Annotated in this window: 22 protein-coding genes; 15 read left to right on the top strand and 7 right to left on the bottom strand. The window is 64.7% G+C overall.

Annotated features, from left to right (window positions below):
* Positions 1–121 precede the first annotated feature (121 nt).
* The 7 genes from DIR46_RS11440 to DIR46_RS11400 all read right to left on the bottom strand — a co-directional run bounded on the left by DIR46_RS11440 (position 122) and on the right by DIR46_RS11400 (position 7,741).
* Complete coding sequence (locus tag DIR46_RS11440; RefSeq protein ID WP_109345346.1) at positions 122–328, bottom strand: cold-shock protein; 207 nt, start codon at positions 326–328, stop codon at positions 122–124.
* A gap of 195 nt (positions 329–523) precedes the next feature.
* Complete coding sequence (locus DIR46_RS11435) at positions 524–2,044, bottom strand: SNARE domain-containing protein (RefSeq protein ID WP_109345345.1); 1,521 nt, start codon at positions 2,042–2,044, stop codon at positions 524–526.
* A gap of 36 nt (positions 2,045–2,080) precedes the next feature.
* Complete coding sequence (locus DIR46_RS11430) at positions 2,081–2,617, bottom strand: hypothetical protein (protein WP_109345344.1); 537 nt, start codon at positions 2,615–2,617, stop codon at positions 2,081–2,083.
* 14 nt (positions 2,618–2,631) lie between these two features.
* On the bottom strand, positions 2,632–3,306 hold the full coding sequence (locus DIR46_RS11425; RefSeq protein ID WP_109345343.1) for a C39 family peptidase: 675 nt from the start codon (positions 3,304–3,306) through the stop codon (positions 2,632–2,634).
* Positions 3,307–3,313: 7 nt separating this feature from the next.
* Complete coding sequence (locus DIR46_RS11420) at positions 3,314–3,715, bottom strand: hypothetical protein (RefSeq protein ID WP_109347994.1); 402 nt, start codon at positions 3,713–3,715, stop codon at positions 3,314–3,316.
* Positions 3,716–3,814: 99 nt separating this feature from the next.
* The gene (locus tag DIR46_RS27630; RefSeq protein WP_162819494.1) at positions 3,815–6,025 is read right to left on the bottom strand and encodes a hypothetical protein; all 2,211 of its coding nucleotides are present in this window, start codon (positions 6,023–6,025) and stop codon (positions 3,815–3,817) included.
* A 378-nt stretch (positions 6,026–6,403) separates the two neighbouring features.
* Complete coding sequence (locus DIR46_RS11400) at positions 6,404–7,741, bottom strand: sigma-54 dependent transcriptional regulator (RefSeq protein ID WP_109345340.1); 1,338 nt, start codon at positions 7,739–7,741, stop codon at positions 6,404–6,406.
* 482 nt (positions 7,742–8,223) lie between these two features.
* Between DIR46_RS11400 and ubiE the strand changes: the two genes are divergently transcribed.
* The 15 genes from ubiE to DIR46_RS11325 all read left to right on the top strand — a co-directional run bounded on the left by ubiE (position 8,224) and on the right by DIR46_RS11325 (position 24,356).
* The gene (gene ubiE / locus DIR46_RS11395; RefSeq protein WP_109345339.1) at positions 8,224–8,958 is read left to right on the top strand and encodes a bifunctional demethylmenaquinone methyltransferase/2-methoxy-6-polyprenyl-1,4-benzoquinol methylase UbiE; all 735 of its coding nucleotides are present in this window, start codon (positions 8,224–8,226) and stop codon (positions 8,956–8,958) included.
* 22 nt (positions 8,959–8,980) lie between these two features.
* Positions 8,981–9,964, top strand: a complete 984-nt coding sequence (locus DIR46_RS11390) for a Tim44 domain-containing protein (RefSeq protein WP_109345338.1) — start codon at positions 8,981–8,983, stop codon at positions 9,962–9,964.
* 131 nt (positions 9,965–10,095) lie between these two features.
* Positions 10,096–10,773 carry a ubiquinone biosynthesis accessory factor UbiJ gene (locus DIR46_RS11385; RefSeq protein ID WP_109345337.1) on the top strand — a complete coding sequence of 226 codons (678 nt, stop codon included), beginning with the start codon at positions 10,096–10,098 and terminating at the stop codon, positions 10,771–10,773.
* On the top strand, positions 10,770–12,332 hold the full coding sequence (ubiB, locus tag DIR46_RS11380) for a ubiquinone biosynthesis regulatory protein kinase UbiB (RefSeq protein ID WP_109345336.1): 1,563 nt from the start codon (positions 10,770–10,772) through the stop codon (positions 12,330–12,332). Before DIR46_RS11385 ends, ubiB begins: the two co-directional genes overlap by 4 nt.
* 340 nt (positions 12,333–12,672) lie before the next feature.
* Positions 12,673–12,996: an FmdB family zinc ribbon protein gene (locus DIR46_RS11375; protein WP_109345335.1), complete on the top strand. Its 324-nt coding sequence runs from the start codon at positions 12,673–12,675 to the stop codon at positions 12,994–12,996.
* Positions 12,997–13,042: 46 nt separating this feature from the next.
* Positions 13,043–13,678: a DUF502 domain-containing protein gene (locus DIR46_RS11370; protein WP_109345334.1), complete on the top strand. Its 636-nt coding sequence runs from the start codon at positions 13,043–13,045 to the stop codon at positions 13,676–13,678.
* A 69-nt stretch (positions 13,679–13,747) separates the two neighbouring features.
* Positions 13,748–15,550, top strand: a complete 1,803-nt coding sequence (gene aspS / locus DIR46_RS11365) for an aspartate--tRNA ligase (RefSeq protein WP_109345333.1) — start codon at positions 13,748–13,750, stop codon at positions 15,548–15,550.
* 102 nt (positions 15,551–15,652) lie between these two features.
* Entirely contained in the window at positions 15,653–16,105 is a 453-nt protein-coding gene (gene nudB, locus DIR46_RS11360) for a dihydroneopterin triphosphate diphosphatase (protein ID WP_109347993.1), read from the top strand.
* Positions 16,106–16,465: 360 nt separating this feature from the next.
* Positions 16,466–16,675 (top strand): hypothetical protein, encoded by a 210-nt coding sequence (locus DIR46_RS11355; RefSeq protein ID WP_109345332.1) that lies wholly within the window; start codon positions 16,466–16,468, stop codon positions 16,673–16,675.
* 141 nt (positions 16,676–16,816) lie between these two features.
* The gene (locus tag DIR46_RS11350; RefSeq protein ID WP_109345331.1) at positions 16,817–17,647 is read left to right on the top strand and encodes an endonuclease/exonuclease/phosphatase family protein; all 831 of its coding nucleotides are present in this window, start codon (positions 16,817–16,819) and stop codon (positions 17,645–17,647) included.
* Complete coding sequence (gene clsB, locus DIR46_RS11345) at positions 17,635–18,795, top strand: cardiolipin synthase ClsB (RefSeq protein WP_109345330.1); 1,161 nt, start codon at positions 17,635–17,637, stop codon at positions 18,793–18,795. The genes DIR46_RS11350 and clsB overlap by 13 nt, the downstream gene beginning before the upstream one ends.
* Positions 18,796–18,813: 18 nt before the next feature.
* The gene (locus tag DIR46_RS11340; RefSeq protein WP_109345329.1) at positions 18,814–19,197 is read left to right on the top strand and encodes an RNA-binding S4 domain-containing protein; all 384 of its coding nucleotides are present in this window, start codon (positions 18,814–18,816) and stop codon (positions 19,195–19,197) included.
* Between the two features lie 274 nt (positions 19,198–19,471).
* Entirely contained in the window at positions 19,472–20,089 is a 618-nt protein-coding gene (locus tag DIR46_RS11335) for a TetR/AcrR family transcriptional regulator (RefSeq protein ID WP_109345328.1), read from the top strand.
* 46 nt (positions 20,090–20,135) lie between these two features.
* On the top strand, positions 20,136–21,926 hold the full coding sequence (locus DIR46_RS11330; protein ID WP_109345327.1) for an acyl-CoA dehydrogenase C-terminal domain-containing protein: 1,791 nt from the start codon (positions 20,136–20,138) through the stop codon (positions 21,924–21,926).
* A 33-nt stretch (positions 21,927–21,959) separates the two neighbouring features.
* Complete coding sequence (locus DIR46_RS11325) at positions 21,960–24,356, top strand: 3-hydroxyacyl-CoA dehydrogenase/enoyl-CoA hydratase family protein (RefSeq protein ID WP_109345326.1); 2,397 nt, start codon at positions 21,960–21,962, stop codon at positions 24,354–24,356.
* Positions 24,357–24,378: the final 22 nt, after the last annotated feature.

The raw sequence follows: 24,378 nt of genomic DNA, 5'->3' as shown, positions 1-24,378 counted from the left end.
GACATGCAGGATCGGGTTGCGGGCTGACGGTGAGTCCGCCACGGAAGGTGCAAAGCAAAAGAGCACGTCGGACGACGTGCTCTTTTGCTTTGCCTGCCCGCTGTCTGCGGGCAGCACGCCATTACGCCTGTGGCTGGATGTTTGCAGCCTGCTTGCCTTTCGGGCCGGCAGTGATGTCGAAGGTCACGCGCTGGTTTTCCTGCAGCGACTTGAAGCCGTTGGCGTTGATCGCCGAGAAGTGCGCGAACACGTCTTCGCCGCCGCCATCAGGGGTGATGAAGCCGAAACCTTTAGCGTCGTTGAACCATTTGACAATGCCAGTAGCCATGTTAATTCCCTCAAATATAAGTTGTTTTGCGTTGATGCCCTGTTTGCGTACCTAGGACAAAAACCAGGGCCACGCTCTACATTGCAAATCTGATTATAAGGATAATTTCTTAAAACGGAAGCAAGATTTTTCAACCGTGCTCGTATTTATCACACGTCATCCAGACCGCATGTTTGCACGCGGCCTTGACGCCGATCAGAACGTCATCGGCACACGCAGGGTCAGGGTGACGTCCGGGGTGTCGCGGGTCACGCCGGCGCCCACCGCGATGTTCAGCGTGCGCTTCGGGCTCAGGCGGTAGGAGTAGCCCAGCAGCAGGGTGCCGAGCTGGGTGCGCACCGAGCCGGCCACCGGCTGGCCGTTCTGCTTCATGCGCGCGATGGTGCTGTGGTCGTAGCCGAGGCTGAGCGAAGCCTTGTCGTTGAGCGCCAGGCCCATGCCGAAGTTAAAGCCGAGCACGTAACCCGGTTCCAGCTCGCCCAGCGGCTCGCGCACGCCGTTGCGCACCAGGCGCGTCACGTCCGAACGCTTGAAGTTGTGCACATAGCTCAGGTTGCCGAAGAAGACGGCCGGATCCGACGGATACAGCCAGGTCAGGGTGCCTTGCAGCGAATGGAAGCCGGAGCCGGTCGGCAGGTCCAGCGGCAGGCCGGTGCCGGTCACGTTCTCGCCGATGCAGCGCCGGTCGCAGTCGGTCACGACCTCGAACGGATCGCGCCCGGTGCGGCTCTTGTAGCGCAGGCCGGCGATGTAATAGCCCTGGTCCGGGCCGCCGTTGTTGAGCTGGTAGCGGCCGGCAACCTCGATGTCGCCCAGCCCCTTGCCGGAGGTGTCGAACACGCGCTCGACCGCGGTGCCGGTGAACAGCTCGCGGCTGACGGTGGCGTCCGAGCGGTACACATAGGGCACCTTGACCTCGACTTCCATCCGGTTGTTGATGCCGGTGCGGCCGGTGATCGCCGTGGTGAAGGTGTTGCGCTTGATCTCGCGCACGTCGACCAGGCCGATCAGGATCGCGGGGATCACCGTGTAGCCGACCAGGGCCACGCGGTTGCTCGACGAATAGCCGTACTGCACCGACGGCTCGAGCACATAAGTGCCGCGCTGGGTCAGCACGCCCGGCTGGTCGCCGATCGGCGCGACCTCGGGCGGACGGTTCGGCTCCTGCCGATTATTGTTCTGCGCCGTCTGCGGCTGCTGGCCTTGTTGCTGGGCCGGCCGCTGGGTCTGCGCCTGGGCCGGACCGGGGGTCGGAAGGGGAGGCTGGTTGGGACGCGGCTGCGGCGGCAGCGGGGCCGCCACGCCGCTTTCGGCCGGCGGCAGCACCGGCGGCTGGGCCACCGGCGCCTGCATCGACATGCCGGCGCCGCGCTGCTGCGACAGCAGCACGCCGTCGGCCAGCGCCGTCGGGATGGCGAACGGGGCGCCCGACAGCGGGGTGGCTTCTTCCACGACGCGCTCGCGCGCCGCCAGCGCCGGAGGCGTGGGGGCGGCCGTTGCCTGCATGCGCTGCAGCTGTTCGCGCTGCGCCTGGAGTTCGAGCATCAGACGGTTCACCATTGCCCGCTGTTCGGCCAGTTCGTCCTTGAGTTGGGACAACTCGGTCTGTCGGTCCTGCAGGCCTGGCGCGGCCGCGGGTTGTTGGGCGAGCACGGGCGGCGCCAGGAGGGCGGCCGCCAGGCCGGCGGCGCCAAGCCGCGCGACGTGTGGATACATCCAGATCTCCAGTTTTATATTAACAATATTGCAATGCTACAGTGTTCCCGGGGAACGCACTACGGCGTCACGAATCGTGCCGTGGAAATTCAAATCTTTTAGCAAGGACATGCTATTGACTGCCGAGGTAATGGTGGTGACCGAGCTGATCGCCTGGTTGTCGAGCGTGTTCTGTACCAGGGTCGCGCCATTGGGCAGGTTCAGGTCGGCTGCCGCGAAGTTGTTGCCGCCGATCTGGATCATGCGTGCGGCGCCCAGCGCGTCCTGGGTCAGGCGGGCCTGGTCGGCGGTCATCGCGGCCAGGTCGGGAATGGCGATATTGGTGCGCGACATGATTTCGCCGTTGACCGACACCACGCGCTCGATGCCGAGCGCTACCGACAGGCCGCCGGCGATTTCGAAGCCGCCTCTGGCGCCGTCGAGTGTCTCGGCCCCGACCGGGGCGCCGAAGCCGGCCACATTGTTCGCGCTGGCATCGGCGGCCTGCACCGCCGGCATCGTGCCGATCGCCGCGCACAGGGCGCCGAGCAGGGCGCCGCGTTGAATCATCGTCTTGAAGCTTGGCCAGCGCATATCACGTCCTTTGGTCAAAAGTCGCCCGGGCCGAACTTCGGCAGCGAGGCGCTCAGTTGGTCCTGGTGCATGCCGGTTCCGACTGGCGCGCGCGGGGCGCCGCGCCAGTCGCCCGGATTGTTGAAGGCGATGCCGTCCTTGTGGCTGTGGATCACGAACAGGATCTTGTTGCGCCAGATTTCCTGGAAGCGCTCCATGCTCACGACGCGGTTGCCGGTGGACGGGTCGCCGATCAGGATGCGGCCATCCTCGAAGCCCTTGACGACCACGAAGTGATTGAAGCCGCGGTCGGTGATCAAGACGATGGCCGGCAGTTTTTCGGCGATCAGTTTTTCGATCGGCAGCTTGAAGCCGTCGGCGCGAAAGCCCCGCGCGGCCAGGAAGCGCTGCATGTCGAGCAGCGAAAAGCCTTCCTTGTGAATCTTGGTCTTGTCCCCTTTTTCGTACATCTCCTGGAACACGTCCTGTTCTGGCGTCGGGGTGTTGTAGTGGTGTGATAGCAGGGTGGACAAGGCGGCGGCGCCGCAGCTGTAATCGTACTGCTGGCGCGTGGTGCGCTGGAATTTGATGTCCTTGAGGCTGGTGACGGGCACGTTGACGCGCCCGACCACCGCCAGTTCGAGTGCTGGCGCCGGAGCCGGCGCCAGCAGGGTGCCGCACAGGGCGGCGAGGAAGATCCCGTGCTTCATGCTCTTCCTATTGCAGTTGCAGGTTGATGACGGTCGCGTTCTGGATCAGGACGTTCGCGCCGGAGTTCTGGATCACGACAGGCAAGCCCGAGGAATTCGCGAACGAACCGTTGTCGATGACGTTGAAGCCGGTGGTCACGTTGGTGGCCGTGTTGTTGCCGACCGTGCCGCCGAGCGTCGCCTCGGTGGTCACGATGTCGGCGCCGCCACGCAGGCCGCCCAGTTCCTCGGCGTCGGTCGTCTTGCCCCAGCCTTTGGTGAAGTCGTCTTCCCGGCTCGGCGCGACATCCACCTTCGACAGGAAGCCCACCACCACCGGCAGCTTCGCCGGTTCCGACGCCTGGGCCGCCACCGGCAGCGCCATGCAGGCCGCCAGGAGGAGAGCGCTAATCTGGGTAATCCGTTTCATGATGCCTCGCTCGAAAAGCCGCCACGCGAAGAGGGCCGCGTGGCGGATCGCAGGCGGCTGGCCTGGCCGGCCGCCTGCGTGGTTGCAGCTCACACCAGATTACTGGCCGCCGACGTTCATGTTCGACTGAACGTTGACGCTTTGCTGGATCAGCGACGAGAAGCCGTTGTTCTGGCTGATGATCGAGATACCGGCAGCCGACTGGGCGATGTTGCTCATCGAGTTCGACATGTCGAAGGAACCCGCGCTCACGTTGTTGGTGCCGCCGTTGCCGCCCATGCCAGCGCCGCCGAAGCCGCCGGTGCCTGCGCCGGCAACCATTTCGCCGGTCGAGCCGCCAGCCCCGCCGGTGCTCGAGCCGCCTGCGCCGCCTGCGCCGCCGGCGCCCGAGGTGGCGTCGCCCGAGGTAGCCGAGCCGCCGGTAGCCGAGCCGCCGGTCGACGAGCCGCCTGCGCCGCCGGTGCCGGTCGATGCGGTCGCTTCAGCGCCCGAACCGCCCATGCCGCCCGCGCCAGCCGTGCCGCCCTGGCCCGCGCCGCCTGCGCCGCCCATGCCTTCGGCGCCGTTGCCGCCCATGCCTGCCGTGCCGGCAGCGCCCGAGCCGCCCGCGCCTGCGGTGCCGGTGGCGCCAGCGCCGCCGGTGCCGGCCAGTGCGGCGCCCGAACCTGCGGTGCCGCCGGTGGCCGCGCCGCCTGCTGCGCCGGCGCCCGAGGTGTTGGTGCCTGCCGCGCCCGAACCGCCTGCGCCGCCTGCCGCGCCCGCGCCGCCGGCGCCGGCCATCGAGTCACCCGCGGTGCCCGAGCTGGCGCCGCTGGTTGGGCTGCCTGCGGTCGAGGTGCCGCCGGTGTTGCCGGCTGCGCCGCTGGCGCCGCCCGCGGTTTCCGAACCCGCGGCGCCGCCGGCGCCCGAGGATGCCATTGCGTCGCCGATCGCAGCGCCGCCGCCGCTGGCGCCGTTCGATGCGGTCAGGGTCGAGCCCGACGAGTTGCCGCCCATGCCGCCTGCGCCGCCCATGCCGCCGGCCGCGCCTGCGCCGCCGTTGGATTCGCCCGCGCCGCCCATGCCGCCTGCGCCGGTGCCGATGGCGCCGTTCGCGCCGCCATTGCCGCCGGCCAGCGAGCCGGTCGAGCCACCGTTGCCGCCCATGGCCGCGCCGCCTGCCGCGCCGCTGCCGCCGTTGGCCGCGCCGCCCGAGGCGCCCGCGCCGCCCATGCCTGCGCCGCCAGCCGCGCCGTTGCCGCCGGCAGCATAGCCGCCAGCCGCGCCTGCGGCGCCCGCGCCGCCCATCGAATCGGCCGCGCCGCTCGCGCCGCCTGCGCCGCCGGCTGCGTTACCGACGGTCGACGCGCCGGTCGATGCGGTGCCGGCGGCAGCGTAGCCGCCTGCGCCGCCAGCCGCGCCAGCTGCACCCGAAGCCGAGCCGCCGGCTGCGCCGGTGGCCGAGGTCGAGCCGCCGTAGCCGGTGCCGCCGGTCGAGCCGGTGCCGGCTGCGCCGTTGGCGCCGCCTTGGTTCATGGCGTTGTTGCCGATGTTGCTGATGTTGTTGCCGGACACGGTGCCGGTCAGCGAGCTGACGGCGTTGGCCGACGAGGTGTTGAACGAGTTGGCGACCGACGAGGTGGCGCTGCCACCGTTGTTGGAAGCAGCGGCGCCGGCGGCTGCCGCGCGGGCGTCACCCGAGCTGTTGTTCTGGCCCGAGCTGTCCTGGCTGCTGTCGTTGGTGGTCGTGGTGTTGGTCGTGATCGTGTCGTTGCTGTCGATCATCTCGGTGTTGGTGCGGGTGTCCGACTGGGTATTCGTGTTCGTGGTGCTCGCGGTGCGGTTGTCCGAGTTGTCCACCTGGTTGTTGTTGTTGGTGGTGTTGGTGCTGTTGTTGTTCTGCTGGCTGTTGTTGTTGGCCTGGCTGTTGTTGGTGTTGGTCGTCGTATTGGTGCTGGTCGACTGGTTATTGCTGTCCGAGGTGTTGGTGCTGCTGTTGTTGGCCTGGCTGTTGTCGGTGTTGGTGTTGGTGTTCGTGTTGGTTGCCTGGTTGTTGCTGTTGGCCTGGCTGTTGTTGGTGTTGGTCGTGGTGTTCGTGTTGGTATTCGTGTTCGTCGCCTGGTTGTTGCTGTTCGAGCTGTCGGTGTTGGTCGACGAGTTGGTCGAGGTATTGCCGCTGTTACGGGTATCAGTGACGGTGCTGTTATCGGTGTTGGTCGTCATCGACGAGGTCTGGGTGTTGCCGCCGCGGACGTCGTTGACGGAGTTTTCTTGTGCGTGAGCCATGCTGAATGCCAGGGCGATCGCGGTTGCCAGGATAGTGCGCTTCATTGTTGCTCCCCTAATTGTCACTGAGTTGAATTCCCGGGGTCCCATGACACCCGGTCCACTCGTCCAATAGCAGTTCCCATGCCAGGTGAATGCCGCTTTTTTAACTCCTTGATTATGTAGGACTATTTTGATGAGTTTCAGCGGTGCTACAGGGGGAAATGAAGCAGAACAATAGCTAAAAAATAAAGTGTCTCAGACCTGTGACAAACTTAACAGAACGGTCATAAAACTGTATCAAGTTGCAACCATCGGGCCCCCGCGCCAGAGTGATAATGGCGCTGCAACGCGCTGCCGGGTGGCAACGCGCTGGCGGGAAAAGCCTGTCAAATCAAGGGGGATGGTCGTAGGAAGAGGACGACGCGAGGGGAGGGCCGAGGCTTACGAGGAAATCGCGTGCTTGGCCATCAGGCGATACAGTGTCATGCGCGAGACACCGAGGTCGCGCGCGGCCTGGCTGATGTTGTTGCCGCTGCGCGCCAGGCTCTCGCCGATGGCGATGCGTTCGGCCGAGAGGCGCGAATTGCCGAGACCTTCCCTGACCGGGCAGATCGGGCCGGCGCTGGGCAGGTCGAGGTCCTCCGGCATGACCAGGCGGTGTTCGGCCAGCACCATGGCGCGCCGTACCCGGTTGATGAGTTCGCGCACATTGCCCGGCCAGTCGTAGCGCGCCATCGCCTGCAGCGCTTCGCGGCTCACGCCCTTCAGCTGCGGACTGCGTTCGGCGGCGTACTTGTTAAAGATGAGGTCGGTCAGCAGCGGCAAGTCTTCCTTGCGTTCGCGCAGCGGCGGCACCCGGATCGGGAACACGCTGAGGCGGTAGTACAGGTCTTCGCGGAAGCGTCCTTCGGCCACGGCCTGCGGCAGGTTGACGTGGGTGGCGGCGATCACGCGCGCATCGACCGCGATGGTGCGGGTGCCGCCGACGCGATAAATGACGCGTTCCTGCAGGAAGCGCAGCAGGCTGGCCTGCAGGTCGAGCGGCAGGTCGCCGATCTCGTCCAGGAAGATGCTGCCGCCGGACGCCGCCTCGAGCAGGCCCTGCTTGTCGCGGGTGGCGCCGGTGAATGCGCCGCGCTCGTGGCCGAACAGTTCGGAATGGATCAGGGCAGGCGCCACCGCCGCGCAATTGATGGCGATGAAGGGGCCGCCAGCGCGTTGCGAGCGCAGGTGGATTTCCTGGGCCGCGAGTTCCTTGCCGCTGCCGCTCTCGCCGGCGATCAGCACCGGCGCGTCGACCATGGCGATTTTGTCGATGTGGGCGCGCAGGTGCACGATGGCGCGCGAGGCGCCGTCGATGTGGCTGGCCCGGTGCGCGGACTGGCGCCGCGGCGCCGTGTCCTTGGCCAGCGCGGCCATGCCGTGCGCGTGCCCCAGCGAATGTTTCAGGCGCAGGGCGTCGACCGGCCGGGTATGGAAATCGAACAGGTGGGCGGCGATCAGCTCGCGCAGCGCCGGCTGGTCGAGGCGCCCCGCATCGAACACGCCGATCCAGCGCGTGTGATGGTGCTGGCGCAGGAAGCGTTCGATCTCGGCGTCGCCCGCGCCGTCGCTGCTGTCGAGCAGCAGGCCGACGCCATAGTGCTGCTGCGACAGGACCTTGCGTGCGGCGGCAATGCTCTCGACCACACACAGGTCCCAGCCGGCCAGCTCGCCGTGGCAGGCCCGTGCGCGGGTGCTGCCTTCACCCGAAATGCATAAAAGACGTTTTACAGACACCGTGTCCCTCGTTATGACCGGCATTCGCCAGCTTCGTTGTTATGAGTTCCGGTGCGCGACGACGCGACGCATCCGTGCGCCAGCCGATCCCGTCAGGCGGATTGCTGACACGAAAAGTATTGTTCAATTAAACCTGAAAAACGCATGGCATGGCGCACAAACATTAATAGAAAATTAATGACATGTGCAACGGTGAACGAAGTATTTACTTTTCGGTATGAGTCTTGATGCTATTTCATTGATGGTATGGCATTGATCCTACCGGGGTCAGGCCTGGCGGGGAAGGGTGGATATGTCGAAGTGTCGCTGCTGAGCGCCTTGTTAGCGCTCGATGCGTTGTGCCTGTCCAACAAGGGCTTGTGAACGATGCCCCGAGGCAGCAAACGGTGTCGATCGGGCCGTGGCGGCGCCCCGGCCGCCAATGGCGCGGTCCAGCGCCGGCCTGCTTGTATAATGCGGCAACACCCAACCGTTTCGCACATATGACCAATACCACTCACTTCGGCTACAAGACTGTCGCCGAGGACCAGAAGGTCCAGGAAGTCGCCAAGGTTTTCCATTCGGTCGCCTCGAAGTACGACGTCATGAACGACCTGATGTCGGCCGGCCTGCACCGCGCCTGGAAGATGTTCACGATCGCCCAGGCCGGCGTGCGTCCCGGCTTCAAGGTGCTCGACATCGCGGGCGGCACCGGCGACCTGGCCAAGGCGTTCGCGAAGCAGGCGGGCAAGACCGGCGAGGTCTGGCTCACCGACATCAACGAGTCGATGCTGCGCGTCGGGCGCGATCGCCTCTTGAATAAAGGGCTTGTCACCCCAACCATGTTGTGTGATGCCGAAAAACTGCCGTTCCCGGACAATTATTTCGATCGGGTCAGCGTTGCCTTCGGGCTGCGCAACATGACCCACAAAGACCAGGCCCTGGCCGAGATGCGCCGGGTGCTCAAGCCGGGCGGCAAGCTGCTGGTGCTGGAATTCTCGAAAGTGATCGCACCGCTGCAGAAGCCGTACGATGTGTATTCGTTCTCGGTGCTGCCGTGGCTGGGCCAGAAGATCGCCGGCGATGCCGAGAGCTATCGCTACCTGGCCGAATCGATCCGCATGCATCCCGACCAGGACACCCTGAAGGGAATGATGCAGGAAGCAGGACTGGAGCGGGTCCAGTATTTCAACCTGACGGCGGGTGTGGCCGCATTGCACACCGGTATCAAACTGTAGTGTCATTCTAAGGACGGAGACGATGAAAAAATTCCTGGTCACGACGATGTTGGCGGTCACCGCGTTCGCGATGGTGGCGGACGCCTTCGCCCGACCAATGGGCGGCAAGCGCTCGATCGGACGGCAATCGCAGTCCGTGCAGCAGCAGGGCCCGGCCCCGGCGCCAGCCCAGAACATGCAGCGCCAGACCCCGAATTCGGCAGCGCCGGCTGCAGCGGGCGCAGGCGCCGCTGGCGCGGCTGCGGCTGCCAAGAAACCCAGCATGATGCGTAATATTCTGGGTGGCGCACTGCTGGGCCTGGGCCTGGGCGCGCTGCTGTCGCACCTGGGCATCGGCGGCGCACTGGCCAGCATCATCTCGACCATCCTGATGGTCGCGTTGATCGGCCTGGTCATCATGTTCATCGTGCGCATGGTGCGCCGCAAGGACACCCCAGCCAATCCGACCGCGGCGACCGCGGGCGGCTTCGGTGGCTTCCAGCCGCCTGCCGGTTCGACCGCCACGCCGGAGATCGGTTCCGGCCTGCGCAATCAGCCGGCTGCTTTCCAGGGCAATGTAGGCCTGGATAAAGGCGCCACAGCCGGCTTCGGCGGCGCTGCTGCTGCCGCGCCGGCCTACCAGCAATGGGGCGTGCCGGGCGACTTCGATACCGAAAGCTTCCTGCGCCATGCGAAATCGTCCTTCATCCGCATGCAGGCGGCCTGGGATCGCGGCGACACCGACGACCTGCGCGAATTCACCGCGCCTGAAGTGTTCGCCGAGCTGAAGATGCAGATCCAGGAGCGCGGCGGCGTGGCCGACTATACCGACGTCGTCAACATCGACGCCCAGCTGCTGGGCATCGAGAAGACCGCGACCGACTACCTGGCGAGCGTGCAGTTCAACGCCATGATCCGCAGCGCCAAGGACGCGCTGCCGGAACCGTTCGTCGAGGTCTGGAACATGTCGAAGCCGTTGTCGGGCTCGGGCGGCTGGGTGCTGGCCGGTATCCAGCAGACCAGCTGAGCTCGCATGGTTTTGACGGAATTATTTTTCGATAAACATTCCGTGCCACCGGGTTTGCGCCCGGCAAACTGGTAAGATCAAAACCGCCCGCATCAACCCGGGCGGTTTTGTTTTTTGAGGGTCGTTCTTCCATGTTTCCTAGTCTTTCCTCGTTGTCGCCTCAGCACGCTTTCACGCTGCCCGCGGTCGCCGCGATCAACCACTTGCTGGCCCAGGAAGCCTGGGCCAGGGCCTTGCTCATGCGCCATGCAGGCAAGGACGCCTGCATCGACGCCGGCCTGGCCCGGTTGCGCATGCGCGTCGGCCGCGATGGCCTGCTCGAAGCCGGCCAGGGAGAAGCCGCGGCCAGCGTCACGATCCGCGTGAAGCCGGCCGACCTGCCGCTGATCGCCCAGGACCGCACGCGCGCGCTGTCGTACGTGAAGATCGAAGGCGACGCCGAGTTCGCCAACGTGATCTCGCAGCTGGCCAATGGCCTGCGCTGGGACGCCGAGCACGACCTCGAGCGGGTGGTGGGGCCGCTGGGCGCCCATCGCCTGGTCAAGACCGCGCGCCGCGCCGCCGGCGGCGCGACCGAGGCGACGCGGCGCCTGGCCGAGAACCTGGCCGAGTTCCTGGCCGAGGAAAGGCCGGTGCTGGTGCGGCCCGCGCAGCGCGAAGCCTTCGCCGCCGACGTGGTGCGCCTGCGCGACGACGTCGAGCGTACCGCCAAGCGCGTGGCAAGACTCGAGCAAGCGCTGGCCCAGCGCGATGCCGCCACCCCCTCCGTCATATTGACCAGCGCAGACCACCACCCGGATCGTCGATGATATTGAAATTCCTGCGCCTGCTGCGCATCCTCACCGTCTTCACCAAGTACGGCCTGGACGAGATCGCCGTTACCAGCATCAATGCCCCGCGCACCGCGCGCCTGATGAACACCTTCTTCTTCTGGCGCAAGATCACCTCGCCGCGCGCGATCCGCCTGCGCCAGGCGCTGGAAGAGCTGGGCCCGATCTTCGTGAAGTTCGGCCAGGTGCTGTCGACCCGGCGCGACCTGGTGCCGCCCGATATCGCCGACGAGCTGGCGCTGCTGCAGGACCGGGTGCCGCCGTTCGGCTCCGACCTGGCGGTGGCCCAGATCACGCGCTCGCTGGGCGCCCATCCCGACGAGCTGTTCGCCCGCTTCGACCGGGAGCCGGTGGCCTCGGCCTCGATCGCCCAGGTCCACTTCGCCCAGCTCAAGGATGGCAAGGAGGTGGCGGTCAAGGTGCTGCGTCCCGGCATGAAGAAGCTGATCGACGAAGACATGGCCCTGATGAATCTGGCGGCCAGCCTGATCGAGCGCGTGTGGGGCGAGGCCCGGCGCCTGAAGCCGCGCGAAGTCGTGGCCGAGTTCGACAAATACCTGCACGACGAGCTGGACCTGATGCGCGAGGCGGCGAACGCCAGCCAGCTGCGCCGCAACTTCGCCGGCTCCGACTTGCTGATGGTGCCCGAGATGTACTGGGACTACTGCTCGAGCAGCGTGATCGTGATGGAGCGCATGTACGGCATCCCGATTTCGCAGATCGACCGCCTGGCCGCCGCCGGCGTCGACCTCAAGAAGCTGTCGAGCGACGGCGTGGAGATCTTCTTCACCCAGGTGTTCCGTGACGGTTTCTTCCACGCCGATATGCACCCGGGGAACATCCTGGTCTCGACCGCGCCGGAGACCCTGGGCCGCTATATCGCGCTGGACTTCGGCATCGTCGGCACGCTGAACGATTTCGACAAGGATTACCTGTCGCAGAACTTCCTGGCCTTCTTCCGCCGCGACTACAAGCGCGTGGCCGAGGCCCACATCGAGTCGGGCTGGGCGCCCTCGACCACGCGCGTGGACGAGCTGGAGGCCGCGGTGCGCGCCTGCTGCGAGCCGATCTTCGACCGCCCGCTGAAGGACATCTCGTTCGGCCAGGTGCTGCTGCGCCTGTTCCAGACCTCGCGCCGGTTCAACGTCGAGGTGCAGCCACAGCTCGTGCTGCTGCAAAAGACCCTGCTCAATATCGAAGGCCTGGGACGCCAGCTCGATCCCGACCTCGACCTGTGGAAGACGGCCAAGCCGTATCTCGAGCGCTGGATGACGGAGCAGGTTGGCTGGAAAGGCCTGACCGACCGCCTGCGCGCCGAAGCGCCGCGCTACGCCCAGATCTTCCCGCAGCTGCCGCGCCTGGTGTTCCAGCTGCTGGAGCGCGAGTCGAAGGGACAGTTGACCAACCCGCATGTTGGCAATGGCGACATGATGGCCATGATGCTGCTCGAGCAGCGCCGCACCAACCGCATGCTGGCCTTCCTGACCTGCATGGCGGCCGGGTTCGGGGTGGGGCTGGTGGCGCTGTACCTGCTCTGACGGCAGGACATAAAGAAAAAGCCCGCATACGCGGGCTTGGCAAACGAGTGTTCTTGTACGGACCGCGCTGATGGGGGCATCGCGCAGTCTTCTGTTTCTTCTTTGCGGTGAGTGGCAGGAGTTTCCTGTCACCAACATTCGGTGAAACAGGCCGTATTAAAACATCTGCGGCATCCTTGAGCAAACGAAACACCTGTTGACGATGGTGAAAAACAACATCGAAACGTGCGCACTTGCCCATACGCCGGGTCTGTGCCAGCCGGGGTAACCCGCAAACGGCAAATGCCCGTGTAAAAGCTTTATAATTCAGGGTTTTGAAGATTTTTGCGGAGCACCCAGCATGCCGATTTACGCCTACCGCTGCGAAGAATGCGGTTTTACCAAAGATGTGCTGCAAAAAATGTCGGATCCGGTCCTGACCGTGTGCCCGTCCTGCGCCAAGCCGTCCTTCAAGAAACAAGTGACCGCTGCCGGCTTCCAGCTCAAGGGCACCGGCTGGTACGTGACCGATTTCCGTGGCGGCACGCCGCCGGCTACCGGCGCCGCCGGCAATGGTGCGGCCGCAGCCACGCCGGCCGCGTCGACCGAGGCCAGTGCCCCGGCGGCGGCCCCAGCGGCCCCGGCCGCGCCAGGCACGTCCGGCGGCGACAAGAGCGGCGCCTGATCCGGCGCGGCTGGAGCCGCGCGCCAACAAGAACAACGGGAATCCGATGCGCAAATATTTCATCACCGGCCTGCTGGTCCTGGTCCCCCTGGTCATCACGGCCTGGGTGCTGAACCTGATCATCAGCACGCTCGACCAGTCGCTGCTGTTCGTGCCCGACGCCTGGCAACCACGCAGCATGTTCGGCATGGACGTGCCGGGCTTCGGCGCGGTGCTGACCCTGGCCATCGTGTTCCTGACGGGCCTGCTCACGAACAACCTGGTCGGCAAGTACATCGTGCGCCTGGGCGAACGCCTGCTCAAGCGCGTGCCGGTGGTCAGCTCGTTGTATGGCAGCGTCAAGCAGGTGTCGGACACGCTGTTCTCGCCGTCGGGCAATGCCTTCCGCCAGGCGGTGCTGGTGCCGTATCCGCATGCCGATTCGTACACCATCGCTTTCCTTACCGGCGCGCCGGGCGGCGAAGTGGCGCGACACCTGGGCGGCGACTACGTCAGCGTCTACGTGCCGACCACGCCGAACCCGACCTCCGGCTTCTTCCTGATGATGGAGCGCAGCCGCGTCAAAGAGCTGGACATGTCGGTCGATGCGGCATTGAAGTACATCGTCTCGATGGGCGTGGTCGCGCCGGTGGACGCAGTTGCCAACGCACCTGCCAGCGCGCCGGTCGCAACGATCAAGTAACACCGAATCAAAGAATAGTGGCCGCCTTCGATGGCGGCGCGAGCAATCAACCAACCTGGAACGAAAACTATGTCCACCATGCGTACCAACTACTGCGGCCTCGTGACCGAGGAACTGCTGGGCCAAACCGTCAGCCTGTGCGGCTGGGTGCACCGCCGCCGTGACCACGGCGGTGTGATCTTCATCGACCTGCGCGACCGCGAAGGCCTGGTGCAGGTGGTCTGCCATCCGGACAACGCCGCCGTCTTCAAGGCGGCCGAGCACGTGCGCAACGAGTACTGCCTGCGCATCGTCGGCACCGTGACCAACCGCCTGGAAGGCACGGCCAACGCCAACCTGAAGTCGGGCAAGATCGAGATCAACGCGACCGAAGTCGAAGTGCTCAACGCCTCGGTGCCGGTGCCGTTCCAGCTGGACGACGACAACCTGTCGGAAACGACGCGCCTGACGCACCGCGTGCTCGACCTGCGCCGCCAGCAGATGCAGCACAACCTGCGCCTGCGCTACAAGGTGTCGATGGAAGTGCGCAAATACCTGGACAACCTGGGCTTCATCGACATCGAAACCCCGATGCTGACCAAGTCGACCCCGGAAGGCGCGCGCGACTACCTGGTGCCGTCGCGCGTCAACGCCGGCAACTTCTTCGCGCTGCCGCAGTCGCCGCAGCTGTTCAAGCAGCTGCTGATGGTCGCCAACTTCGACCGCTACTACCAGATCACCAAGTGCTTCCGCGACGAAGACCTGCGCGCCGACCGCCAGCCTGAATTCACCCAGATCGACTGCGAGACCTCGTTCCTGACCGAACAGGAAATCCGCGACCTGTTCGAAGAGATGATGCGCGTCGTGTTCAAGAACACCACCGGCATCGAGCTGGCCAACCCGTTCCCGGTGATGGACTTCGCCACCGCGATGGGCAAGTACGGTTCGGACAAGCCGGACATGCGCGTCAAGCTCGAGTTCACCGAACTGACCGAGCTGATGAAGTCGGTCGAGTTCAAGGTGTTCAACAGCGCCGCCAACCTGCCGAACGGCCGCGTGGTCGGCATGCGCGTGCCGCAGGGCGGCTCGATGCCGCGTTCGGAAATCGACGCCTACACCCAGTTCGTCGCGATCTACGGCGCCAAGGGCCTGGCCTACATCAAGGTCAACGAGAAGGCGAAGGGCCGTGACGGCCTGCAGTCGCCGATCGTCAAGAACATCTCGGACGAGGTGCTGGCGCAGATCCTGGAACTGACGGGCGCCGAAGACGGCGACCTGATCTTCTTCGGCGCGGACAAAGCCAAGGTCGTCAACGACGCCCTCGGCGCGCTGCGCGTCAAGATCGGCCACTCGGAGTTCGGCAAGAAGGCCGGCCTGTTCGACGACGTCTGGGCGCCGCTGTGGGTGATCGACTTCCCGATGTTCGAATACGACGAAGACGGTGACCGCTGGAACGCGACCCACCACCCGTTCACCGCGCCGAAGGACGGCCACGAAGACATGCTCGAGACCAACCCTGGCGCCTGCATCGCCAAGGCCTACGACATGGTCCTGAACGGCTGGGAACTGGGCGGCGGCTCGATCCGTATCCACCGCGAAGAAGTCCAGAGCAAGGTGTTCCGCGCGCTGAAGATCGACGCCGAGGAAGCGCAGCTCAAGTTCGGCTTCCTGCTGGACGCGCTGCAGTACGGCGCGCCGCCGCACGGCGGCCTGGCCTTCGGCCTGGATCGCCTGATCACGCTGATGACCGGCTCCGAGTCGATCCGCGACGTGATCGCCTTCCCGAAAACCCAGCGCGCGCAGTGCCTGCTGACCAACGCCCCGTCGGAAGTCGACGAGAAGCAGCTGAAGGAGCTGCATATCCGTCTGCGTAACGAGCCGAAGGTGGCTTGATAACTGGCGTGGGGCGGACGGCGTCATTCGGTCCACTCGGCCGAATGACGCCACGCGTCCCGCCGGCGCGTGGATGGCCCGTCCCGCCATCCTTACCCCATGATGAAACCCCACAAGATCCCCGAATCGGTCCTGGTCGTCATCCACACTTCGGAGATGGAAGTGCTGCTGCTGGAACGCGCCGACCGCCCGGGCTTCTGGCAATCGGTCACCGGTTCGCTCGACACGCTCGACGAACCGTTGATGGCGACCGCCGCGCGCGAACTGTTCGAAGAGACCGGCATCGTGGCCGATGGCCAGCGCATTCGCCTGCGCGACTGGCGGCTTTCGAACGTCTACGAAATCTATCCCGTCTGGCGTCACCGCTACGCCCCCGGCGTGACCCACAATACCGAGCACGTGTTCTCGGTCTGTGTGCCGCGCGACATCCCCATCCTCCTCAGCCCGCGCGAGCATCTGCGCCATGCCTGGCTGCCGCACCTGGCGGCGGCGGACCGCTGCTTTTCGTCATCCAACGCAGAAGCCATCCTCCAATTGCCCCGCAAAATCGCTTAAAAATTGCGAAAAGAAAATAAAATTGCCTTAATGCAGGTAATTTGCCCAAAATCATCATTGAAATGTGGCATGCCTGAGCAATAAAATGACGTTTTTTAACAAAAGTACGTAGGTACTTTTTTTAGAAAACGGTCTGTGCGTGACCGCGCATATGCGCTGGCGCAAACGCACTCTCTCCTATGAAAATACATTTGAATACACTTCACCTGTCTTTTTCATAACAAGAGGAAATTTTGTTGAATTGCACGTGCACAAGATATTCCATGTTTGACAGCTGTAAATGCGTGGATTAAGGTCAACGGCTCACCCATGGTGAATTTTTGATGTGCAACTTTTAAGTGGATGATTCTGGGAGATAAAATGGATAACCTCGAACTGAATAGCGACAAGAAAGTTAAGGCAATCACCCTAGGGGACGACTGCATCTATATCGACCTCTTCGACGGCCTGCGCCTGAGCGGGCCGCTGGCGCCGCGCGAGGAACAGCAGGGCGCGCAAGAGCGCCGTCCGCGCCGCATGATCGTGTCGGGGCACGAAGCGGTGTACGACACGGCGCTGGCGCTTGCCTGAATGTCGGATTCAGCTCAGTTTCAGTAAGAGCGCGACGGCATTCACATCAACCGCCGCGCTCCGCGCTTCGCGCCAGCTTGGGAAGCGCACGATTGGGCCCGTTTCACGAGAACGCCGGTCCGATCCGGGTAGAATGCTTTCATGAAAATCCGTGTAGCCACCTACAACATTCATAAGGGCGTCTCGTCCCTGCGCAGCACGCCACGCGTGATCGCACTCAAGAAAGCCATTGCCGAATTCGACGCCAACGTCGTCTTCCTGCAAGAGGTGCAAGGGCGGCACGACCGCTTCCAGGCGCGCTACGGCAAGGAAGACCGCGGCCACCGCCATTGGCCAGAAACGGCCCAGTACGATTATTTCGCCGCCGACGCCCACCACACGGCCTACGGGATGAACGCGGTCTACGACCACGGCCACCACGGCAATGCCTTGCTGAGCTGCTGGCCGATCGAGAATTCGCACAACCACGACGTCTCCGACCACGCCTACGAGCAGCGCGGCATCCTGCACTGCATCCTGGGCGCGCCCGAATGCCGCGTGCACTGCTACGTGGTCCACCTCGGCCTGTTCGAGGGCAGCCGCGGCCGCCAGACCGCTTCGCTGATCGAGGCCGTCAACGCGTCGGCGCCGAACGGCGAACCGGTGATCATTGCCGGCGACTTCAACGACTGGCGCAATACCCTCAGCGACAAGCTGCGCAACGCCCTGGGCGTCAAGGAAGTGTTCGACGAACTCGGACCGCGCTCGCCGATGGGCGATATGGTGCGCAGCTGGGCTGGCCGCCAGCCGCGCCTGGCGCCGGCCCGCACCTTCCCGGCCATGCTGCCGTGGTTCAGGCTCGACCGCATCTATGTGCGCGGCTTCAAGGTCAACAACGCCAGGGTGATGCACGGCCCGCTGTGGGCCAAGCTGTCCGATCACGCCCCGATCGTGGCCGAGCTCGAACTCACACAAGGGCCATGCGCAGTCTGACCTTTGTCGACGACAATGACATCACGCTGCTGCAGAGCGGCATCGCTTTCTTCCCGGCGCTGATCGAGGCGCTCGATGCCGCCCAGCACGAGGTCTTGTTCGAGACGTATATCTTTGCCGAGGACGAGACCGGCGCCGCCGTGCGCGACGCTCTGGCGCGCGCGGCCCGCCGCGGCGTGAAGGTGAGGGTGCTGGTCGACTGGTTCGGCACCGGCCACCGCTGCTGCGGCCGGCTCGGGCCCATCCTGCTTGACGCCGGCGCCCAGTACCGCGTCTTCAATCCCTGGTGCCGGCGCGGCATCGCCCGTTCGCACCGCAAGATCGCCGTGATCGACCGCGAAGTCGCTTTCGTGGGCGGCATCAACGTCAACGACGACTGGCTGTGCGACCACGCCGACGGCCACCGCCTGCCGGCGCCGCGCTGGGATTTCTCGGTGCGCGTGCGCGGGCCGCTGGTGGCCCAGATCCACCACGAGGCGCAAGTCCAGTGGACCCGCAGCGGCCGCCTGCGCCTGCGCAAGCGCTTCCAGTTGTTCCGCGAGATGCGCAAGCAAGCCATTCCCTCTTGCGAAAGCCCGGCACGGGCCGCATTTGTGGTGCGTGACAACCTGCGTAACCGCAGCACGATCCAGAAAGCCTATCTGCAAGCGCTGGGGCATGCGCGCCACAGCGTGCTGCTGGCGACGCCGTACTTCGCGCCGGGCCGCAAGTTCCGCAAGGCGCTGGCGCATGCGGCGCGGCGCGGCGTGCAGGTGACGCTGCTGATCGGGGTGGGGGAGTTCAGGATCCAGGATGCGGTCGCGCATTCCTTCTATCCCAAGCTGCTGCTCGATGGCGTGCGGGTGGTCGAATACCGCAAGACCCAGCTGCATGCGAAGGTGGCGGTGGTCGACGATGACTGGGCCACGGTCGGTTCCAGCAACTGCGACGGCCTGTCGCTGTTCCTGAACCAGGAGGCCAATGTCGTGGTGAGCGATCCGGTGTTCGCCGCCACCATGCGCGCTCACATCGAGCGCGGCATCCTGGACGGCACCGAGGTCTGTCCTCAGGAGTTCGCGCACACCGGCTGGCTGCGCCGCGCCACCTATGGCATGGCGTATATGGCGTACAAGCTGGTGATGCGGGTGGTCACGTTCGGCTATACCTAGGGATATGTGAAAGAGAACATGGAAAACGAGAACGTACGAATCGATAAATGGCTGTGGGCGGCGCGCTTCTTCAAGACCCGCTCGCTGGCCCAGGACGCGGTGGACCGCGGCCGGGTGCGCATCGGCGGGGAACCAATCAAGCCGGCGCGCGCCGTCAAGATGAACGACCGCATCCTGATCGACAACGGTTCCGATCGCTGGGAAGTGATCGTGGCCGCGATCTCGGGCTCGCGCGGCCCGGCGCCGGTAGCACGCACCCTGTATTTCGAGACCGACGAGAGCATCGCGCGGCGCGAGAACGACAAGACGGCGCGCCGCCTGTATCCCGAGCCGAGCATGGACATCAAGGGCCGGCCGACCAAGCGCGACCGGCGCGCGATGGAGCGCGTCGGCGAGGAGTGACGACGGCGCAATGCCCCGTCAACGGGATACCCCGCTCCCTCAAAATGCTGTACCTTAATGGTTGAAACAACAAACTTCCATTCGCCGCCCGCAGTGGCGGATGGAAGCGCCTCACGACGCCGTCTCCCGGCATCGGTCCTTGTCTTGCGTTGTCTTGCATCAATAGAACGCCACCTCTAAGTTCCCGTTTGACATTCCTCGGCTGATAGATAATAGTACGAGCGTTCGGATTTTTTTCGATTCAGGGGCAGCCATCAGTACTTCAGCAAAATTCATGCGCAAGGGCGAACAGACGCGGGCCGCGATCCTCGACGTCGCGCTCGAGCTCGCCAGCCGAAACGGCCTCGAAGGCTTGACCATCGGCCTGCTGGCCGACCGGATGAGCATGAGCAAATCGGGCGTGTTCGCCCACTTCGGTTCGCGCGAAGATTTGCAGCTCGAGGTGGTCAAGCTGTACCACCACCGCTTCGAGCAAGAGGTGTTTTATCCGAGCATCAAGGAAGCGCGCGGCTTGCCGCGCCTGGTGGCGATGTACACCCGCTGGGTCAAGCGCGTGTCGGTCGAGATCGCGTCCGGATGCATCTATATCAGTGGCGCGGTCGAATACGACGACCGCGAAGGCCCGATCCGCGAGCAGCTGGTGTCGATGGTGCGCGCCTGGCAGGAAGCGCTGCTGCGCAGCGTGCAGCAGGCGGTCGAGCTTGGCCACCTGCGCGCCGACCTGGATGCCGCCCAGCTGGTGTTCGAGATGCACGGCCTGATCCTGGCGCTGCACCACGACGCCCGCTTCCTGCGCAATCCAGGCGCGGTCGAGCGCGCGCGGGCCGCTTTCGAGCGCCTGGTCGAGAATTACCGCAATCCCCAACTACCGCAAGACCATCAGGCGGCATGAGCCGCCTGCCACGTCCAACATCTTTACCATCGTTCAGGAGATAACCATGGGTCAGTACGTCGCGCCAATCCGGGATATGCAGTTCGTTCTGCACGAATTCCTCAACGTCACCGAAGAATTCAAGAATCTGCCGAAGTACGCGGAGATCGATGCCGACATCATCAACCAGGTGCTCGAGGAAGGCGCGAAGTTCACGCAAGAGGTGCTGTTCCCGCTGAACCACTCGGGCGACCGCGAAGGCTGCCATTTCAACGCCGCGGATAAAACCGTCACGACCCCGAAGGGTTTCAAGGAAGCCTATCAACAGTACGTCGAAGGCGGCTGGGCGGCATTGGCCTGCGATCCCGAATACGGCGGCCAGGGCCTGCCGATCTCCCTGAACAACTCGTTCTACGAGATGCTGAACTCGTCGAACCAGGCCTGGTCGATGTACCCGGGCCTGTCGCACGGCGCCTACGAGTGCCTGCTGGAGCACGGCACCGACGACCAGAAACGCCTGTACCTGCCAAAACTGGTCTCGGGCGAGTGGACCGGCACCATGTGCCTGACCGAAGCGCACTGCGGCACCGACCTGGGCCTCTTGCGCTCGAAGGCCGAACCGCAGGCAGATGGCACCTACCTGATCACCGGCTCCAAGATCTTCATCTCGGCCGGCGAGCACGATATGTCCGAGAACATCGTCCACCTGGTGCTGGCGCGCCTGCCGGACGCGCCGGAAGGCTCGAAGGGCATCTCGCTGTTCCTGGTGCCGAAGTTCCTGCCGAACGACGACGGCTCGCTGGGCGAACGCAATGGCATCGCCTGCGGCGCCATCGAAGAAAAGATGGGCATCCACGGCAACTCGACCTGCCAGATGAACCTCGACAATGCCCGCGGCACCCTGATCGGCCAGCCGCATAAAGGCCTGCAGGCGATGTTCGTGTTCATGAACGCGGCCCGCCTGGGGGTGGGCATGCAGTCGCTGGGCCTGACCGAAGTCGCCTACCAGAACGCGCTGGCCTATGCCAAGGACCGCATCCAGATGCGCAGCCTGTCGGGTCCGAAGGCGCCGGACAAGCCGGCCGACCCGATCATCGTGCACCCGGACGTGCGCCGTATGCTGCTGACCGCGAAAGCGTATGCCGAAGGCGCGCGTGCGTTCTCGTCCTATGTCGCGCTGCAGATCGACCGCGAGCTGAACCACCCTGACGAAGACGTGCGCAAGGAAGCGGCCGACGAAGTGGCCCTGCTGACCCCGATCATCAAGGCCTTCATCACCGACAACGGCTGGATCGCGACCTCGGAAGCGATGCAGGTGTACGGCGGCCACGGCTACATCGCCGAATGGGGCATGGAGCAGTATGTGCGCGACGCCCGCATCAACATGATCTACGAAGGCACCAACACCATCCAGTCGCTGGACCTGTTGGGCCGCAAGATCCTGATGGACAACGGCGCCAAGCTGCGCAAGTTCGGCGAGAAGATCAAATCGTTCGTTGAAGACAACGGCCTGGACGAGCAATTGTCCGAGTTCGTGACGCCGCTGGGCGAACTGGGCGACAAGGTCACCAAGCTGACCATGGAAATCGGCATGAAGGCCTTCCAGAACCCGGACGAGGTGGGCGCCGCCGCCGTGCCTTACCTGCGCGTGGCCGGCCACCTGGTGTACAGCTACCTGTTCGCGCAACAGGCCAAGATCGCGCTGTCCAAGCTCGATTCGGGCGACAAGTTCTACGAATCGAAGCTGGCGACCATCCGCTTCTACTTCGCGCGCCTGTATCCGGAGACCGCGATGCTGATCCGCCAGGCACGTTCCGGCGCCGCGAACCTGACGGCGCTGGACGCCGAACTGTTCTAACCATCACGCCGAGCTCAATTAAGGAATACTTACATGTCCAATTTCATCGTCAAGAAAGTCGCCGTGCTGGGCGCCGGCGTGATGGGTGCGCAGATCGCCGCGCACTGCGTGAACGCCAAGGTGCCGGTCGTGCTGTTCGACCTGCCGGCAAAGGAAGGTGCTAAAAACGGCATCGTCCTGCGCGCCATCGAGAACCTGAAAAAACTGTCGCCGGCCCCGCTGGGCAACAAGGACGACGCGGCCCTGATCGAAGTGGCCAACTACGAGGACAACCTCGACGTGCTGGCGGGCTGCGACCTGATCATCGAAGCCATCGCCGAGCGCATGGACTGGAAACACGACCTGTACGCCAAGGTCGCGCCGCACATCGCGCCGCATGCGATCTTCGCCTCGAACACCTCGGGCCTGTCGATCAACAAGCTGGCCGAAGGTTTCGACGCCGAGCTGAAGGCGCGCTTCTGCGGCGTGCACTTCTTCAACCCGCCGCGCTACATGCACCTGGTGGAGCTGATCCCGACCGAAGCCACCCGCCCGGAAATCCTGGACCAGCTCGAAACCTTCCTGACCTCGACCCTGGGCAAGGGCGTCGTGCGTGCGAAAGACACGCCGAACTTCATCGCCAACCGCGTCGGCATCTTCGGCATGCTGGCCACCATCGTCGAAGCCGAGAAGTTCGGCCTGTCGGTGGACGTGGTCGACGACCTCACCGGCGCCAAGCTGGGCCGCGCCAAGTCGGGCACCTTCCGCACCGCGGACGTGGTCGGCCTGGACACCATGGGCCACGTGATCAAGACCATGCAGGACAACCTGAAGGACGATCCGTTCTTCAGCGTGTACAAGACGCCGGACATCCTGGCCAAGCTGATCGAGAAGGGCGCGCTGGGCCAGAAGACCGGCGCCGGCTTCTACAAGAAGGTCGGCAAGGAGATCCAGCGCCTGGACTTCGCCACCGGCGACTACGTGCCGAGCGGCGCGAAGGCCGCCGACATCGTCGGCCGCATCCTGAAAGAAAAAGACCCGGTCAAGAAGTTCAAGGCCATGCGCGATTCGACCAACCCGCAGGCGCAGTTCCTGTGGGCGATCTTCCGCGACGCCTTCCACTACATCGCGTTCCACCTCGACACCATCGCCGACAATGCGCGCGACGTCGACTTCGCGATGCGCTGGGGCTTCGGCTGGAGCGTCGGTCCGTTCGAGACCTGGCAAGCCGCCGGCTGGACCCAGATCGCGCAGTGGGTGAAGGAAGACATCGAAGCGGGCAAGGCCCTGTCCGATGCGCCGCTCCCAGGCTGGGTGTTCGAGGGCTCGGTCGCCGAGAAGGGCGTGCACACCCCTGAAGGTTCGTACTCGGCTACCCGCAACGCCTATGTGCCGCTGTCCGACCTGCCGGTCTACAAGCGCCAGCAATTCCGCGCACCGGTGGTCGGCTCGACCACCTCGGACGCCAGGACCGCCGGCACCACCGTGTTCGAAGACGACTCCGTGCGCCTGTGGCACTCGGACGACGAGATCCTGGTCATCTCGCTCAAGACCAAGATGCACGTCATCGGCGATGGCGTCATCAAGGGCATCCAGCGCGCCTTGAAAGAAGCCGAGCAGGGCTACAAGGGCGTGGTGATCTGGAACACCGACGCGGCCGAAGGCGGCGCCTTCTCGGCCGGCGCCGACCTGCAATCGGCACTGCCAGCCTTCATGGCCGGCGGCGCGAAGGCGATGGAGCCGATCGTGCGCGAGCTGCAGGACACCTTCATGGCGATGAAGTATTCGAACATCCCGGTCGTGGCGGCCGTGGCCGGCCTGGCGCTGGGCGGCGGCTGCGAGCTGGCGCTGCATGCATCGAAACGCGTGGCCTCGATCGAATCCTACATCGGCCTGGTCGAAGTGGGCGTGGGCCTGGTGCCTGCCGGCGGCGGCCTGAAGGAAGCGGCACTGCGCGCGGCGAATGAAGCCAAGGGCAACGACATCCTGCAATTCCTGAAGAACGGCTTCATGAACGCGGCCACCGCGCAAGTGTCGAAGTCGGCGCTGGAAGCGAAGGCGATGGGTTACCTGAAGGAAGACGACGTCATCGTGTTCAACGCGTATGAACTGCTGCACGTGGCGAAGACCACCGCGCGCGCCATGTTCGACGCGGGTTATCGCGCACCGGCACGCCGTACCTTCCCGGTCACCGGCCGCTACGGCTGGGCCACCATCCGCGGCCAGATGGTCAATATGCGCGACGGCGGCTTCATCTCGGCCTACGACTACCACCTGGGCGACACCATCGCCGAGATCGTGACCGGCGGCGACATCGACCAGGGCAGCGTGGTGAGCGAGCAGTGGATCCTCGACCTGGAACGCAAGGCCTTCGTGGCCCTGCTGAACAATCCGAAGACCCAGGAACGCATCATGGGCATGATGCAGACCGGTAAGCCCGTGCGCAACTAACGCTGACGACTGAACAGGACTA

This window comes from Massilia oculi, assembly GCF_003143515.1.
GTDB classification, from domain to species: Bacteria; Pseudomonadota; Gammaproteobacteria; order Burkholderiales; family Burkholderiaceae_D; genus Telluria; species Telluria oculi.
The sequence above is the reverse complement of the archived record's forward strand: the minus strand, read 5'-3'. Positions and strand labels throughout refer to the sequence as shown.

What these genes read in the sequence shown, in the direction of transcription:
- DIR46_RS11335 (WP_109345328.1), top strand. Translation starts at nt 19,472, where the DNA reads ATGCGCAAGGGCGAACAGACGCGGGCCGCGATCCTCGACGTCGCGCTC.
- DIR46_RS11355 (WP_109345332.1), top strand. Translation starts at nt 16,466, where the DNA reads ATGGATAACCTCGAACTGAATAGCGACAAGAAAGTTAAGGCAATCACC.
- DIR46_RS11425 (WP_109345343.1), bottom strand. Translation starts at nt 3,306, where the DNA reads ATGAAGCACGGGATCTTCCTCGCCGCCCTGTGCGGCACCCTGCTGGCG.
- DIR46_RS11370 (WP_109345334.1), top strand. Translation starts at nt 13,043, where the DNA reads ATGCGCAAATATTTCATCACCGGCCTGCTGGTCCTGGTCCCCCTGGTC.
- clsB (WP_109345330.1), top strand. Translation starts at nt 17,635, where the DNA reads ATGCGCAGTCTGACCTTTGTCGACGACAATGACATCACGCTGCTGCAG.
- DIR46_RS11430 (WP_109345344.1), bottom strand. Translation starts at nt 2,617, where the DNA reads ATGCGCTGGCCAAGCTTCAAGACGATGATTCAACGCGGCGCCCTGCTC.
- DIR46_RS11350 (WP_109345331.1), top strand. Translation starts at nt 16,817, where the DNA reads ATGAAAATCCGTGTAGCCACCTACAACATTCATAAGGGCGTCTCGTCC.
- DIR46_RS27630 (WP_162819494.1), bottom strand. Translation starts at nt 6,025, where the DNA reads ATGAAGCGCACTATCCTGGCAACCGCGATCGCCCTGGCATTCAGCATG.
- nudB (WP_109347993.1), top strand. Translation starts at nt 15,653, where the DNA reads ATGAAACCCCACAAGATCCCCGAATCGGTCCTGGTCGTCATCCACACT.
- aspS (WP_109345333.1), top strand. Translation starts at nt 13,748, where the DNA reads ATGTCCACCATGCGTACCAACTACTGCGGCCTCGTGACCGAGGAACTG.
- DIR46_RS11435 (WP_109345345.1), bottom strand. Translation starts at nt 2,044, where the DNA reads ATGTATCCACACGTCGCGCGGCTTGGCGCCGCCGGCCTGGCGGCCGCC.
- ubiE (WP_109345339.1), top strand. Translation starts at nt 8,224, where the DNA reads ATGACCAATACCACTCACTTCGGCTACAAGACTGTCGCCGAGGACCAG.
- DIR46_RS11420 (WP_109347994.1), bottom strand. Translation starts at nt 3,715, where the DNA reads ATGAAACGGATTACCCAGATTAGCGCTCTCCTCCTGGCGGCCTGCATG.
- DIR46_RS11440 (WP_109345346.1), bottom strand. Translation starts at nt 328, where the DNA reads ATGGCTACTGGCATTGTCAAATGGTTCAACGACGCTAAAGGTTTCGGC.
- DIR46_RS11330 (WP_109345327.1), top strand. Translation starts at nt 20,136, where the DNA reads ATGGGTCAGTACGTCGCGCCAATCCGGGATATGCAGTTCGTTCTGCAC.
- DIR46_RS11340 (WP_109345329.1), top strand. Translation starts at nt 18,814, where the DNA reads ATGGAAAACGAGAACGTACGAATCGATAAATGGCTGTGGGCGGCGCGC.
- DIR46_RS11385 (WP_109345337.1), top strand. Translation starts at nt 10,096, where the DNA reads ATGTTTCCTAGTCTTTCCTCGTTGTCGCCTCAGCACGCTTTCACGCTG.
- ubiB (WP_109345336.1), top strand. Translation starts at nt 10,770, where the DNA reads ATGATATTGAAATTCCTGCGCCTGCTGCGCATCCTCACCGTCTTCACC.
- DIR46_RS11325 (WP_109345326.1), top strand. Translation starts at nt 21,960, where the DNA reads ATGTCCAATTTCATCGTCAAGAAAGTCGCCGTGCTGGGCGCCGGCGTG.
- DIR46_RS11375 (WP_109345335.1), top strand. Translation starts at nt 12,673, where the DNA reads ATGCCGATTTACGCCTACCGCTGCGAAGAATGCGGTTTTACCAAAGAT.
- DIR46_RS11390 (WP_109345338.1), top strand. Translation starts at nt 8,981, where the DNA reads ATGAAAAAATTCCTGGTCACGACGATGTTGGCGGTCACCGCGTTCGCG.